14 protein-coding genes are annotated in these 14,469 nt (G+C 74.9%); 8 read left to right on the top strand and 6 right to left on the bottom strand.

Annotated features, from left to right (window positions below; all coding sequences use genetic code 11):
• Positions 1-94: 94 nt before the first annotated feature.
• Positions 95-340 carry a (2Fe-2S)-binding protein gene (locus tag EPD83_RS14820; RefSeq protein WP_128367331.1) on the top strand — a complete coding sequence of 82 codons (246 nt, stop codon included), beginning with the start codon at positions 95-97 and terminating at the stop codon, positions 338-340.
• A complete protein-coding gene (gene bfr, locus EPD83_RS14815) occupies positions 327-821 on the top strand; it encodes a bacterioferritin (RefSeq protein WP_165566778.1) in 495 nt (164 codons plus the stop codon). Before EPD83_RS14820 ends, bfr begins: the two co-directional genes overlap by 14 nt.
• 122 nt (positions 822-943) lie before the next feature.
• Here the strand turns inward: bfr and EPD83_RS14810 are convergent, their stop codons facing one another.
• From EPD83_RS14810 to EPD83_RS20750, 5 genes are all read right to left on the bottom strand, one after another.
• Entirely contained in the window at positions 944-1,696 is a 753-nt protein-coding gene (locus tag EPD83_RS14810; RefSeq protein WP_165566777.1) for a 2-oxo acid dehydrogenase subunit E2, read from the bottom strand.
• A 37-nt stretch (positions 1,697-1,733) separates the two neighbouring features.
• On the bottom strand, positions 1,734-2,519 hold the full coding sequence (locus EPD83_RS14805) for an SDR family NAD(P)-dependent oxidoreductase (protein WP_165566776.1): 786 nt from the start codon (positions 2,517-2,519) through the stop codon (positions 1,734-1,736).
• 149 nt (positions 2,520-2,668) lie between these two features.
• Positions 2,669-3,706, bottom strand: coding sequence for an L-histidine N(alpha)-methyltransferase (gene egtD / locus EPD83_RS14800; protein WP_235950639.1), 1,038 nt, complete (start codon positions 3,704-3,706; stop codon positions 2,669-2,671).
• Positions 3,703-5,007, bottom strand: coding sequence for an ergothioneine biosynthesis protein EgtB (gene egtB, locus EPD83_RS14795; RefSeq protein ID WP_165566775.1), 1,305 nt, complete (start codon positions 5,005-5,007; stop codon positions 3,703-3,705). Before egtB ends, egtD begins: the two co-directional genes overlap by 4 nt.
• A gap of 270 nt (positions 5,008-5,277) precedes the next feature.
• On the bottom strand, positions 5,278-8,202 hold the full coding sequence (locus EPD83_RS20750) for a DEAD/DEAH box helicase (RefSeq protein WP_407676031.1): 2,925 nt from the start codon (positions 8,200-8,202) through the stop codon (positions 5,278-5,280).
• 105 nt (positions 8,203-8,307) lie between these two features.
• Here EPD83_RS20750 and EPD83_RS14780 point away from each other — a divergent pair, with 105 nt between their 5' ends.
• A complete protein-coding gene (locus EPD83_RS14780; RefSeq protein WP_128366704.1) occupies positions 8,308-9,123 on the top strand; it encodes a mechanosensitive ion channel family protein in 816 nt (271 codons plus the stop codon).
• 27 nt (positions 9,124-9,150) lie between these two features.
• Here the strand turns inward: EPD83_RS14780 and EPD83_RS14775 are convergent, their stop codons facing one another.
• A complete protein-coding gene (locus tag EPD83_RS14775; RefSeq protein WP_128366705.1) occupies positions 9,151-10,110 on the bottom strand; it encodes an SGNH/GDSL hydrolase family protein in 960 nt (319 codons plus the stop codon).
• A 436-nt stretch (positions 10,111-10,546) separates the two neighbouring features.
• Here EPD83_RS14775 and EPD83_RS14770 point away from each other — a divergent pair, with 436 nt between their 5' ends.
• The 5 genes from EPD83_RS14770 (at position 10,547) to EPD83_RS14750 (ending at position 14,463) form a co-directional block, all read left to right on the top strand.
• Positions 10,547-11,119 (top strand): MarR family winged helix-turn-helix transcriptional regulator, encoded by a 573-nt coding sequence (locus EPD83_RS14770; protein WP_128366706.1) that lies wholly within the window; start codon positions 10,547-10,549, stop codon positions 11,117-11,119.
• Complete coding sequence (locus tag EPD83_RS14765) at positions 11,116-11,535, top strand: YybH family protein (protein WP_128366707.1); 420 nt, start codon at positions 11,116-11,118, stop codon at positions 11,533-11,535. The genes EPD83_RS14770 and EPD83_RS14765 overlap by 4 nt, the downstream gene beginning before the upstream one ends.
• 95 nt (positions 11,536-11,630) lie before the next feature.
• A complete protein-coding gene (locus EPD83_RS14760) occupies positions 11,631-12,851 on the top strand; it encodes an acetyl-CoA C-acetyltransferase (protein WP_128366708.1) in 1,221 nt (406 codons plus the stop codon).
• On the top strand, positions 12,848-13,624 hold the full coding sequence (locus EPD83_RS14755; RefSeq protein WP_165566774.1) for an SDR family oxidoreductase: 777 nt from the start codon (positions 12,848-12,850) through the stop codon (positions 13,622-13,624). The genes EPD83_RS14760 and EPD83_RS14755 overlap by 4 nt, the downstream gene beginning before the upstream one ends.
• Before the next feature lie 50 nt (positions 13,625-13,674).
• Complete coding sequence (locus tag EPD83_RS14750) at positions 13,675-14,463, top strand: SDR family NAD(P)-dependent oxidoreductase (protein ID WP_235950637.1); 789 nt, start codon at positions 13,675-13,677, stop codon at positions 14,461-14,463.
• Positions 14,464-14,469 lie beyond the last annotated feature (6 nt).

The following is a 14,469-nucleotide window of genomic DNA, read 5'->3' as shown; positions in this document are numbered from 1 at the left end:
CGTGCGTGTGGATTAGGTAAGGCAACCCTTGGTATGGTGAGGGTTACCTGACCTCGCGGACCGGCCGCGGGCGCGACGCGGACGGAGGTGCGCGGTGATCATCTGCCACTGCAACGTCGTCGGCGACTCCGCCATCACGGCCGCGGTCGACGCGGGCGCCACCTCGCTGGCCGAGGTCTGCCGCGCCACGGGGGCGGGCACCGACTGCGGCGGGTGCGTGTTCTCGGTCAAGGCGATCGTCGTCGCGCACGACGTCACCCGGGCTGCGACGATGGAGGACCTGCGGGCGCTCGAGCCCCAGGCCACCCCGGACGAGGAGCCCATCCGTGCAGCCAGTTGACCGCCGTGTCGTCGACCTCTTCAACGAGGCGCTCACCTTCGAGCTCACCGTGACGAACACGTACTTCCTGCACGCGCGGATGCTCGACAACTGGGGCTTCACCCGGCTCGGCAAGGTCTTCTACGACCTGTCCATCGACGAGATGAAGGACGCCGACGCCCTCATCAACCGCATCCTCTTCTTCGAGGGCCACCCCAACGTCCAGAAGCTCGGGGCCATCACCATCGGCGAGACCGCCGAGGAGATGTTGCGGCTCGCCCACGCCAGCGAGCTCGCCGCCGTCGCGCAGTTCAACGCCGCGGCCCGCGAGTGCCGCGAGCTCGGCGACCACGGCTCGGCCGCCGTCTTCGAGGAGATGGTCCGCGACGAGGAGCGGCACGCCGACTTCTTCGAGTCCCAGCTCGAGGCCATCGAGCGGATCAGTGTCCAGCAGTACCTGGCGACGCAGCTCGAGCCGGGCACCGGCCCCTCGCCGTCCTGATCCTCGGCGCCGCCGCGCGCCCCGTCCCGCCGCCGCTGGCGCCACCGGCACCGCCGGTCCGCCGCGCCGGCTGACGACGGCGCCCGCCGACCCGACGCCCCGGTCCGGTGCCGGCCGGCCCGTCAGGCGGCCGGCCGGTCGAGACGTTCGGGGTCGGCGAGCAGGTCGGTGACGACGCGCTGCAGCCGTCCGGCGTGGGCGCCGTCGAGGATGCGGTGGTCGGCGGTGGCGACGAGGACGCTGACCGGGCGGACCACGACCTGCCCGTCGACGACGACCGGCCGGTCGGCCACGGCCCCGACCGCGAGGTAGACCGCCGTCCGGGCGAAGGGCACCGGGGCGAGGTAGGCCTCGTCGAGCCCGAGCGTGCCGACGTTGGAGACGAAGGCCGTCCCGAACGGCCGCCCGGGCTGGCCGAAGGCCGGGACGCCGAGCCCGCCGACGAGGACCGAGGCCGCCGAGAGGATGGGCCGCATCGTGGCCCGGGGAGCGATGCGGACCAGGGCGCTGGAGCTGCGGTGGTGACGGTCGCGGCCCCCGCGCAGGGCGTCGACCGCCGACTGCAGGCGGCGGGCGATCTCGACCGTGCTCAGCCGGTCGGCGTCGGGCACCCGGACCGGACCGAGGTCCACGCCGTCCTCGATGTCGACCGCGAACGAGACCGTGCAGTCCTCGAGCGGCCGGATGCGGCCGAGGACCACGCGGGCGCGGGCCTCCGGCACCGCACGCAGGGCCCGGCCCAGGGCGGCCCCGACGAGGTGGGTGAGGGTCACCCGGACCCCGGTGTCCTCGCGCAGCCGCGCGACGTGGGCCAGGGCGGCGGAGACGTCGACCTCGCTGCGCGCGTGGATGCGCCCCTCGGTCGGGCCCTCCACGTCGCCACCGCGACCTTGCGGCGGACCGAGCGCCTCGTCATCCCTCGATCCCCACGAGCGCGGTCCGCACGACAGCCCGGGGCAGGCCCGCGGTCGCGGCCAGCACGGCCGCCCGCCGGGGCAGCCGGACGTGACGGCGGTTCGCCTCGACGGCTGCGACGACGGCGCCCGCGACCTCGTCCGGGTCGAGGTCGCGCAGCACGCGGAGCCGGGCCGCCCGGGTGAAGGCCGCCGCCGTCGGCGGATGGTCCCGGACCCGGCTCATCATCGTCGAGGAGACCGGGCCGATCTCCACCAGCGTGGTCCCGACCCCCGAGCCGCGCAGGTCCAGCGAGAGCCCGGCGGCGGCCTGGGTCAGGGCGGCCTTGGTCGCGCCGTAGAGGGTGAGGCCCGGGAAGGTGGCGACCCCGGCGAGGGAGGAGACGAGCACGAGGTGACCACGCCGGCGCTCCCGCATGCCGGGCAGGGCGAGGCGGGTCAGCTCCAGGGGTGCCCGGACGTTGAGGGCGACGGCGGCGGCGAGCCCGTCCGCGTCGAGCTCCTCCAGCCGGCCGGCCACCTCGACCGCGGCGTTGTGGACGAGGACGTCGACCGGACCGTGCCGGTCCTGCGCCGAGGTCAGCAACGAGGCCGGGCCGCCTTCGTCGGCGAGGTCGGCCGGGACGGCGAGCGCGCCGGTGCGGGCCGCGAGCTCGTCGAGGGCCTCGGCGGAGCGGGCGGTGACGGTGAGCCGGGCACCGCGTCCGGCCAGCCGCTCGGCGAGGCGCGAGCCGATGCTGCCGGTCGCACCGGTGAGGACGACGTGGGCACCGGCGAGTCTCATGACCCCACTCTGGGTGACGGCCGCGGCATCCCGCGCCTGCCACCCCGAGTGACCCGGCACCGGTCGAAGCCGATCGGGCGCCCGGGGTCACGGGACAGCGGTCGAGCACCCCGGCGCGACGTGCGTGTGGCGCGCGGGGCGCTACGCCGTCAGTCCCGGCGGGCCAGGGTGAGGGCGAAGTCGCCGGCGGCGTCGGTCCAGGTGTCGGTGACGGTGAAGCCGGCGTCGGCGAGCTCGGCGCGGATGCCCTCGCGCCGGAACTTCGTCGAGATCTCCAGCCGGATCTCCTCGCCCGTCGCGAGCTCGACGACGAGGTCGGCGCCCGGGACGGTGACGACCTGCGGCTCCTCCGCCCGCAGCCGCATGTCGATCCGCTCCATCCGCGGGTCCCAGAACGGGACGTAGCTGAAGGCCCCGGGGTCGAAGTCGGCCCCGAGCTCGCGGTTGACGACGACGAGGGCGTTGCGGATGAACCGCTCGGTGACGCCGGCCGCGTCGTCGTAGGCCGCGACGAGGCGGCCGACGTCCTTGACGAGGTCGGTGCCGAGCAGCAGCCACTCGCCGGGGTCGAGCGAGTCGGCCAGGGCGCCGAGGAACGCCCGGCGCTCCTCGACGTAGAAGTTGCCGATCGTGCTGCCGAGGAAGGCGACCATCCGGGTGTCGCCCCTGGGCAGGTCGCCGAGGTGCAGCGTGAAGTCGCCGACGACGGCCTCGACCGCGAGCCCCGGGTAGCGCGTGCTGAGCATCGCCGCGGCCTCGCGCAGGGTGCCGTCGGAGACGTCGACCGGCACGAAGCGCCGCAGCGGACCGCCCGGCCGGGACGGCGAGCGGAAGGCGTCGAGCAGGGTGCGGGTCTTGTCGCTCGTGCCGCTGCCGAGCTCGACGACGGTGCTGGCGTCACAGGCGGCGGCGATGTCCTCGGCGTGCTCGGCGAGGATCGAGCGCTCGGCCTCGGTCGGGTAGTACTCCGGCAGGCGGGTGATCTCGTCGAACAGCCGCGAGCCCTCGTCGTCGTAGAGCCACTTCGGCGGCAGCTGCCGGGGGGCCGAGCCGAAGCCGCGCCGGACGTCCTCGACGAGCGAGCCGCCGGCGTGGCCGGGGTCGAGCAGCACCTCGACGCGCGGCTCGACGACGTCGGACGGGCCGCTGCTCCCGGTGCCCCGGCCGCCGCCGGTCCCGGCGCTCACGCCGCCACCCGTGGCGCGCCGCCGTCGGCGAGCCGGACCCCGGAGAGGGCCCAGCGGGCGCCGTGGGGGAAGAAGTTGCGGTAGGTGGCGCGGGCGTGCCCCGGCGGGGTGAGGGCGCAGCCGCCGCGCAGCACCATCTGCCCCGACATGAACTTGCCGTTGTACTCGCCGATCGCGCCCTCGGGCGGGTGGAAGCCCGGGTAGGCGTGGTAGGCCGAGGAGGTCCACTCCCAGCAGTCGCCGTACACCTGGCGCAGCCGGTGCTCGCCGCCCGCCGGGGCGGCCGGGGCGGGGTGGAAGTGCTCGAGGTCGGCGAGGTTGCCGCCGGAGTGCGCGGCGTCCGCCTGCCCGTCGGCGACGACGGCGTGCTCCCACTCGCCCTCGGTCGGCAGCCGCTTGCCGGCCCACGTCGCGTAGGCCTCGGCCTCGTAGAAGCTCACGTGCGCGACGGGCAGGCCGGGGTTGACCGGCCACGTGCCGTGCAGGGTGTGCTCGAGCCACACGCCGTCGTGCTGGGTCCAGTAGAACGGGGCCCGCCAGCCGTCGGCCTTGACCCGGCCCCAGCCGTCGGACAGCCAGAACTCGGGGCGCTCGTAGCCGCCGTCGGCCATGAACTCCAGCCACTCGCCGTTCGTGACGAGACGGTCGGCGATCCGGTAGGGCTCCAGCCACTGCCGGTGCCGCGGCAGCTCGTTGTCGAAGGAGAAGCCGTCGCCCTCGTGGCCGACCTCGACGAGGCCGCCCTCGACGTCGACGAACGTCATGGCGTCCGGGGCGCAGGTCTGGGGGCGGGTGCCGCCGTAGACGGGCTCGAGCGGGTTGCGCGACAGCACGTGCTTGATGTCCATGAGGAGCAGCTCCTGGTGCTGCTGCTCGTGGTGGAACCCGAGCTCGATCGTGGCGGCGAGCTTGTGCAGCGTGCCGTCGTCGAGGCCCGCGACGAGGTCGAGCATGCGGGCGTCGACGTTGCCGCGGTACTCGCCGACGTCGTGCGCGCCGGGCCGGGTGACGAGCCCGCGGTCGGGCCGGGCGTACCGGGGGCCGAGGCTCTCGTAGTAGCTGTTGAAGAGGAACCAGTACTTCTCCTGGAACGGGCTGAAGTTCTGCTCGTGCTCGGAGAGGACGAAGGTCTCGAAGAACCAGGTGACGTGCGCCCGGTGCCACTTCGTCGGACTGACGTCCGGCATGGACTGGACCGTCTGGTCCTCGGGGGAGAGCGGGGAGGCGAGGCGCTCGGTGTGCGCCCGGACCTCCTGGAAGCGGGTGGTGAGGCTCGTGGCGTCCCACTGCGTCGTGGTCATGGCCGGGGTCCTTCCATCAGGTAGCCGGTCAGTCCGACCATCCTTACCCAGACCACCGACAGCCACACCTCGAGGCTCCGAGACGTCACCTCCCCGTCACACCCCCGCCACCCCCACCCCTGACCTGCCGGCCCCCCGACCCGGAAGGCTCTGCTCGCGGGTGTGGGTCAAGGACCGTCGGGATGGCGGAGGTTCTCACCCCCGTTCGCGGTGGGTGCCCCTGGTCGACGAGCGTGGACCCGGGGTCCGGGCGTCGGCGGGGGAGGGGAGTCAGGCGGTGGCGGGGGCGAAGGAGAGGACCGTGAGCGCGGGCTCGCCGGCCTCGTCGGTGGCGTCGAGGTCGAGCTCGGCGACGATGCGCCAGTCGTGGTCGCCCTCGGGGTCGTCGAGGATCTGGGTCACGACCCACGTCCGCCCGCCGTCGTCGGCGTCCGCGTCCTCGTCCGGTCCGGCCCCGCCACCGCCGGTGTCGCCCGACTCGTCGACGGAGAACAGGGCCGGGCCCCGCGCCGCCGGACCGGTGCCGATGGCGTCGTACTCGGTGCGGTACTCGGCGGCCGCGTCCTGCCAGGCCTCGAGGGTGAGCCCACCGTCCAGCGCGGCCAGCGCCTCGTAGCGCCCCAGCGCCAGCAGCTCGACCCGGCGGAACATCAGCTGCCGCACCATGACCCGCAGCGCCCGCGGGTTGGTCGACAGCGCCCGCCCCTCGGTCGCCGGCCTCACCTCGGGCCCTCCCGCCGCGGCGTCGGGGTGGGTCAGCGACTCCCACTCGTCGAGGAGGCTGGAGTCGGTGTGCCGGACGACCTCGCCCAGCCACTCGACGAGGTCGTCGAGCTCCTCGGTGCGCGCGGACATCGGCACCGTCGAGCGCAGCGCCCGGTAGGCGTCGGTGAGGTAGCGCAGGACGACGCCCTCGGCGCGGGCCAGCTTGTGGTGGGCGACGAACTCCCCGAAGGACATCGCCCGCTCGAACAGCTCGCGGACGACGGCCTTGGGCGACAGGTCGCGCGGGTCCACCCACGGGTGGCTCTGCCGGTAGGTGCGCAGCGCGAGCTCCAGCTGCTCGGCCAGGGGCTTGGGCCAGGTCACGTCCTCGAGGGCGTCCATCCGCTCCTCGTACTCCAGCCCGTCGGCCTTCATCGCCGCGACGGCCTCGCCGCGCGCCTCGAACTGCTGGGCCATGAGCACCGGGCGCGGGTCGTCCAGGGTGGCCTCGATGACGCTGACGACGTCGAGCGCGTAGTCCGGCGAGTCGGTGTCCAGCAGCTCCAGCGCGGCCAGCGCGAACGCCGACAGCGCCTGGTTGAGGGCGAAGCCGTCGTGCAGGTCGAGGGCGACCTGGAACGGTCCCTCGTCGTAGCGGTCCTCGCGGCGCAGGAACCGCTCGACGGGCTCCGGCCCACCACCCTCTGCGGGCAGGGCCTCGGAGGATCCGCGCACCCCGGACGCTGCGGAGATCCCGCTGCCCTCCGCCGGCAGGGGTTCGTCGGGGGTGGCGGGGGCGAGGCCGGCGGCGGCCAGGGCCTCGCCGAGCGCCCCGAGACCCTCGCCCGGCGGCAGCAGCGACCTCGCCTCGTCGTCGACACCGTCCGGCGACGGTCCTCCACCGGACGGCGAGGCGCCGGACCCGGCGGGCCCGCCGGGCTCGTCCGATTCCTCGTCCGGCGGCTCGGCCGGCTCGGGCGCGGCCGGCAGCCAGTCCTCGACGGACGACCCGTCGTCCGGCTCGACGACGCCGGCCCGCACGAGCGACCCGAGCACCTGCACCGCCCGCTCGACGAGCCGCTCCTGGCGCTCCTCCGGCTCGTGGTTGTCCAGCAGCAGCGTCCACAGCGCGTCCTGCTGGCCCTCCCACTGGTCCAGGACGTTGAGCACCATCGCGTGGGTGACGCGCATCTTCGACTGCAGCGGCTCGGGGTCGGCGGTGACGAGCCGGTCGTAGGCGGCCTCGTTGTACGTGAGCACGCCCTCGGGCGGCTTCTTGCGGACGATCCGCCGCTCCTTCTTCGGGTCGCCCCCGGCCTTGGCCAGCGCCTTGCTGTTCTCGATGACGTGCTCGGGCGCCTCGACGACGACGTACCCGACGGTGTCGAAGCCCGCCCGGCCGGCGCGTCCGGCGATCTGGTGGAACTCGCGCGCCCGCAGCAGCCGCTGCTTGCGGCCGTCGTACTTCGTGAGCGAGGTGAGCAGCACGGTCCGGATGGGGACGTTGATGCCGACGCCGAGGGTGTCGGTCCCGCAGATGACGGCGAGCAGCCCGGCCTGGGCCAGGGTCTCGACGAGGCGCCGGTACTTCGGCAGCATCCCGGCGTGGTGCACCCCGATGCCGTGCAGCACGAGCCGGCGCAGGGTGTGCCCGAAGCCCTTCCCGAACCGGAAGCCGCCGACGGCGTCCTTGATGGCGGCCTTGCGCTCCTGGGAGACGATGTCGACCGAGGAGAGGGCCTGCGCCTGCTCGACCGCGCCCGACTGGGTGAAGGACACGACGTACACCGGCGCGCGGTCGTGGCGCAGCAGCAGCTCGAGGGTCTCGTGCACGGGGGTGAGGACCCACTCGAACTCCAGCGGGACCGGTCGTTCGGCCCCGGTGACGGCGACGACGTCGCGGCCGGTGCGCCGGTGCAGGTCCCGCTCGAGGTCGCGGGTGTCCCCGAGGGTCGCCGACATGAGGAGCATCTGGGTGTCCGGGAGCAGCAGCAGCGGCACCTGCCAGGCCCAGCCGCGGTCCGGCTCGCCGTAGAAGTGGAACTCGTCCATGACGACGAGGCCCACGTCGGACGCGTCGCGCTCGCGGAGGGCGTGGTTGGCGAGGACCTCCGCCGTGGCGCAGATGATCGGGGCGCCGGGGTTGACGGTTGCGTCGCCGGTGAGCATCCCGACGTTCGCGGCGCCGAAGGTCTCGACGAGGGCGAAGAACTTCTCGCTGACCAGGGCCTTGATGGGCGCGGTGTACCAGGACCGTCGGCCGGTCGCCAGCGCCTGGGCGTGCGCGGCGACGGCCACGAGGGACTTGCCGGACCCCGTGGGCGTCGCGAGGACGACGTGGCTGGCGTCGGCGAGGGCGAGGACGGCCTCCTCCTGCGCCGGGTAGAGGGCGAACCCGCGCTCGCCCGCCCACTCGACGAAGACGTCGAGCGCGGCGTCCGACCCGATCCCGCGGGGTCCGTCGCCGGTCAGCCGGTCGGTGAGCGTCACCGGGCCGATCCTTCCACGTCGGCGCGGCCCGGCCGCCGCGCGCGGGTCCGGTCGCCCGGCCGGCGCCGCGGACTGCGGGCCGGGGTGCTGGGTAGCCTGCCGCGCATGGACCTCGACGCCACCACCCTGCTCGGCAGCGAGTGGGTCGTGGCGACGGCGATCCTCGTGCTCAGCGTCGTCGCGGCGCTCGCGGTCCGGGTCGGGCTGCCCCGGGCCCTCGACCACGGCGAGCCCGGACGCGTCCTCGGCCGCCAGCTCGGCCGGATCCTCTCCGTCGTCGTGGTCGTCGTCGGGCTGGTCTGGGCCCTCGGCGAGGTCGGCGTCGCCGTCGCCCCGGCCCTCGGCGCGCTCGGGCTGACGGGCGTCGCCGTGGCCTTCGCGGCGCAGGACATCCTCCAGAACTTCATCGCCGGGATCATCATCCAGATCCGGCGGCCGTTCCGGGTCGGCGACCAGGTGACGCTCATGGAGTACGACGGGACGGTCCGCGACGTCGACATGCGGGCCGTGCGGCTGCACACGTTCGACGGGCTGGACGTCGTCCTGCCCGCCCGCGAGGTGCTGGCCACCGCCATCGTCAACCACACCCGGACCCCGACCCGCCGCACGACGCTCGAGATCGGCGTCCGCTACGACACCGACCTCGAGCACGCCCGCGCCGTCGTCCTGCGCGCCGCGACCGCCGTCGACGGTGTCCTGGCCGAGCCGGCGACCGCCGTGTGGGTCCGCGAGTTCGCCGACAGCGCCATCGTCCTGGAGCTCATGTACTGGCACGCCTCGGACATCGCGACGCTGCGCCGGGTCCGCAGCGACGTCGCCGTCGCCGTCAAGCGCGCCCTCGACGCCGCCGACGTGGAGATCCCCTTCCCGCAGCGCGTCCTGCACTGGGGGGACGGCAGCGCGCCCGGTCCGCGGCCCTGACGTCGGCCGCGGACCGGACGTGCCGGCTCACCCCGTGAAGGCGTTGAGCGAGGCGAGGTAGCCGTACCGCTGCCCCCGGGCGTTCGGGTGGTAGCTCGTCGTCACGGCGTCGGACAGGCTGCCCTGGAACGGGAGCAGCCACTCGTCCGGCGCGCACAGGCCGTGCGGTGCGAACCGCTGCCGGACGTCGACGAAGACGAAGCGCTCGGGGTGCCGCGCGTTCGCCGACTCGGTGGCCTGGCGGATCTGGTTGTCGAGGTAGTTGGCGGTGAGGTTGAGGTCGTGCCGCACGTCACCCGGCATCCCGAAGAACCCGCAGTAGTCGGTCTCGAAGAACAGCCGCGGGTAGCCGAGCACGTAGATCCTCGTCGGCGACGCGGTGCGGGCCGCGATGCCGTCAAACATCGCGCGCAGGTTGCCGGGCAGCCGGTGGTCGATGCGGTACCGGGCGTCGCGGATCGCGGCGTAGCACTGGGCCCGGATGGTCGTCGGGTCCCCGACGAAGTTGCGGCAGGCCTGCATGACGGTGCCGAACCCGACGTCGTTGCCGCCGGCGGTGACGGTGACCATGTCCGTGCCCACGGACAGGGCCGACAGCTGGCGGTCGCGGACGGACCGCGTCGTCGCGCCCTTGCACGTGACGTTGCGGAACGAGGAGGTCGGGTGCGTCTCGGCCCACAGCCGGCCGTAGGCGTTGGCGCTGCGTCCGCAGTCGCCTCCGGACGGGATGCCACGGCCGGCGCCCCAGCCCGAGGCGTACGAGTCCCCGAGCGCGACGTAGTCCACCGGCGGTCGGGTGGCCGCCGTGGCGCTCGGCCCGACCGCCGCGGTCATCGACCCGCCGAGGACCAGCGCCCCGACGACGGTCAGCCGCGCGAGCAGGCCGGGTCGTAGGGCTCCGACCGCCGGCAGACGCCGGGGTCGTCGCCGGGCGGCGCGTGGCGGTGGTGCGTCCGGCCCCGACGCCCGGCCCGGCCGCGTCCGCACGGCCGGCGCCGTCCCCCCTGGCCCCTGGTGGCCCTCCCCGCGGCGCCCCGCAGGACCCCGCGCGGAGGTGTCCCCTCGCTCGCCCCCCGGCCGTCCGGTGGTGGTGTTCTCGGTCATCGTCCTCCCCTTTCCTCGCGACGCCGGCGGCGTCGATGCGCGCACCGTATGTCCAGGTCAGGGCCGTGCGGGACGGCCCAGGAGCCCAGCCCCGGACCCCGGCTGCCCGCCGGTGACGGGGGTCGACGGACCCCCCACCCCCACGGGCCCCGCAGGTCCGCACCCCCGTTCGGGCCCAGGCGGGAGACGTGACCACCGGGGGTGGTTCCCGCTCATCAACGGTGGTCGTGCCGGCGCAGTGGCTCGAGGACGGGGCCGAGGGCCTCGACCGTGGTACTTTCCGAGGAAAGCATGTTGACGCGATTCGGGAGGAGCGCCGATGACGGTGACGGGGACGGCGTCGACCGGCGCACCGGCACGCCCCGACGGCGCCGACCCCGTCGACGCGATCGTCGGGACGTGGGGCCGGGAACGACCGGACCTCGACGCGACGCCCATGCTCGTGGTCGGCCGGCTGGCCCGCGCCGAGGCCGCCGTCGACGCCGCCCTCCGTCCGCCGTTCGCGGCGGCCGGCCTCGCCTCCGGCGACTTCGACGTCCTCGCCGCGCTGCGCCGGCAGGGCGAGCCGTACGCCGCGAGCCCCTCCGCCCTCGCGGCCGCGACGCTGGTCACCCAGGGCGCGACGACCAAGCGGGTCGACCGGCTCGCCCGTCAGGGGCTCGTCACCCGGACCCGGGTCACCCGCGACGGCCGGTCCCGGGAGGTCCGGCTGACCGCGCGCGGCGTGGCCCTCGTCGACCGGCTCATCGGCGAGCACCTCGCCCGCGAGGCACGGCTGCTCGCCGGCCTGACCGGCGTCGAGCGCGACACCCTGGCCCGGCTGCTGCTCCGGCTCACCGACGCCGCCGACGCGATGCGCACCACCGACCCCGACGAGAGGACACCGGCATGACCGACGACAGCAGCAGCGCGCCCGAGGACTTCGCGACCTACCTGGAGCGCCGCTGGCGGGCCTCGGACGCCTTCGTCGCGGGCGACCCGGAGCCGCTCCTCGCGGTGTCAACGACGAGGGCCCCGGCGTCGATCTTCGGCCCGCCCGGCACCGTGGTCACCGGCCCCGACGCCGTCAACGACGGCAACGCCGCCGGCGCGGCGCGCTTCACCGGCGCCGACCGCAACGACGTCGAGGCGGTCCACTCCGGGTCCGACGGCGACCTCGGGTGGTGGACCGGGATCCAGCGCTCCGTCGTGCGGTTCGCCGGGCAGGACGACCCGGTCCCGATGGACCTGCGCGTCACCGAGCTCTACCGCCGCGAGGACGGCCGGTGGGCACTGTTCCACCGGCACGCCGACCTGCTGAAGGAGTGACCGGCCCCGGCCCGGCCGGGCCGTCGGTCCGCCTCCCGCCCCGGGCTGTCATGCTGGGGTGAACACGCGCATGGTCACGCACAGGGAGGTGCTCGATGCCGGACGCCGTCATCGTCGCGACTGCTCGGTCCCCCATCGGACGCGCCCGCAAGGGCTCGCTGGTCACGGCTCGCCCGGACGACCTGTGCGTGCAGATGCTCGAGGCCGCCCTGGACAAGGTCCCGCAGCTGGACCGGTCCGAGATCGAGGACCTCATGCTCGGTGTCGGTCAGCCGGCCGGCGAGGCGGGGCACAACCTCGCGCGCATCGTCGCCGTGCTCGCCGGGATGGACCACCTGCCCGGGACGACGGTCAACCGCTACTGCTCCTCCTCGCTGCAGACCACCCGGATGGCGGCCCACGCCATCCGCGCCGGTGAGGGCGAGGTCTTCGTCTCGATGGGCGTCGAGACCGTGAGCCGCTACGAGAACGGCCGCGCCGACGGCCTGCCCGGCACCCTCAACCCCGCCTTCGACGGCGCCCGCGCCCGCACCGAGGAGCGCAGCCAGGGCGGGGCGCCCACCTGGGTCGACCCCCGCGAGGGCGGCGAGCTGCCGGACGCGTACATCGCAATGGGCCAGACCGCCGAGAACGTCGCCCAGCTCAAGAACGTGAGCCGCGAGGACCAGGACCGCTGGGGCGTGCGCAGCCAGAACCGCGCCGAGCAGGCCATCGCCGACGGCTTCTGGGCCCGCGACATCACCCCGGTCACCCTCGCCGACGGCACGGTCGTCGACACCGACGACGGCCCCCGCGCCGGCGTCACCTACGAGGCCGTGAGCCAGCTGCAGCCGGTCTTCCGCCCCGACGGCACCGTGACCGCCGGCAACTGCTGCCCGCTCAACGACGGCGCCGCGGCCGTCGTCGTCATGTCCGACACCCGCTCCCGCGACCTCGGCATCACGCCCCTGGCCCGGATCGTCAGCACCGCGGTGTCCGGTCTCAGCCCCGAGATCATGGGCCTCGGCCCGGTCGACGCCAGCCGCCGGGCCCTGGAGCGCGCCGGCATGACCATCGACGACGTCGACCTCGTCGAGCTCAACGAGGCCTTCGCCGCCCAGGTCCTCGCCTCGGCCCGCGACCTCGGCATCGACGAGGACCGGCTCAACGTCAGCGGCGGCGCCATCGCCGTCGGGCACCCGTTCGGGATGACCGGGGCGCGGATCACCTCGACCCTGCTGAACAACCTCGCCTGGCACGACAAGCAGATCGGCCTCGAGACGATGTGCGTCGGCGGGGGGCAGGGCATGGCGATGGTGCTGGAGCGGCTGGCGTGAGCGGGACCGACCCCCGCCCCCAGCAGCGACTGGCGGGCAAGGTCGCCCTCGTCACCGGCGCCAGCCGCGGCATCGGGCTCGGCATCGCCGAGCGGATCGTCGCCGAGGGCGGCCGGGTCGTGCTCACCGCCCGCACCGGGGAGGCGCTGGACGAGGCCGTCGCCGGGCTCGGCGGCCCCGGGCACGCGGTCGCCGTCGCAGGCCGGGCCGACGACGGGGACCACCGCGCCGCCGCCGTCGCCGCGGCCGTCGACACCTTCGGCAGCCTCGACCTCCTCGTCAACAACGCCGGCATCAACCCCGCCTACGGCCCCCTCATGGACCTCGGCCTCGACGCCGCCCGCAAGATCCTCGAGGTCAACGTCACCGCGACCCTCGGGTGGACCCAGGCCGCGCACGCCGCCTGGCTGGGCGAGCACGGCGGCGCCGTCGTCAACGTCGCCTCGGTCGCCGGCGTCAAGCCCGCGCCCGGCATTGCGATGTACGGCGCGAGCAAGGCCGCGCTCGTCCACCTCACCGAGGAGCTCGCCGTCGAGCTCGGGCCGCACGTGCGGGTCAACGCCGTCGCCCCGGCCGTCGTCAAGACCCAGTTCGCCCGCGCGCTCTACGAGGGCCGCGAGGAGCAGGTGTCGGCGCAGTACCCGCTGAAGCGGCTCGGGGTGCCGGAGGACATCGGCAGCGTCGTCGCCTTCCTCCTCTCCGACGATGCGGGCTGGCTCACCGGGCAGACGCTCGTCGTCGACGGCGGGGTCACGCTCACCGGCGGCGTCTGATGCCGGTGGCCGCCTCGGGCGCCACGGCCGCCGGACCGGACCGGGACGCCGTGTCCCCCGCGACCGCGGTCGTCACCGGCGCCGCCCACGGCATCGGCCGGGCGCTGGTCCGGCGGCTGGCCGCCGACGGCGTCCGCGTCGTCGCCGCCGACGTCGACGTGGACGCGCTCGCCGACCTCGCGCAGGAGACCGGCGCCCACCCGGTCACCGCCGACCTCGCCACCGAGGACGGCGTCCGCCGGCTCGTCGACGCCGCCCACGACCACCTCGGCGACGTCGACGTGTGGTTCGGCAACGCCGGCATCGACGCCGGTCATGGGCTGGAGGCGAGCGAGGAGGACTGGCGGCGCACCCACGACGTCAACGTCATGGCCCACGTCCGGGCCGCCCGGCTGCTCGTCCCGCGCTGGCTGGAGCGGGGCTCCGGGCGGTACGTCGTCACCGCCTCGGCCGCCGGGCTGCTGACGATGCTCGGCAGCCCCGTCTACTCGGTGACCAAGCACGGCGCCGTCGCCTTCGCCGAGTGGCTGAGCGCCACCTACCGGCACCGCGGCGTCGTCGTCCAGGCGATCTGCCCGCAGGGGGTCCGCACCCGGATGCTCGAGGACGCCGGCGGTCTCGCCGACCTGCTGGGCCGCGACGACGTCCGCACCCCGGAGGAGGTCGCCGACCTCGCCGTCGACGCCCTGGCCACCGACCGCTTCCTCGTCCTGCCCCACCCCGAGGTCGCCGGCTACTACGGCGGCCGCGCCGCCGACCCCGACCGCTGGCTCGCCGGGATGAACCGGCTGCAGGGCAGGCTCGAGGCGGCCGGCGCCCTCCCCGGCCCGGGCAGCTGACCGATG

Origin of the sequence: Phycicoccus flavus, from assembly GCF_004025965.2 — a bacterium.
In the GTDB taxonomy this organism is placed as follows: domain Bacteria; phylum Actinomycetota; class Actinomycetes; order Actinomycetales; family Dermatophilaceae; genus Phycicoccus; species Phycicoccus flavus.
This window is presented reverse-complemented; position numbering and strand designations above follow the sequence as displayed.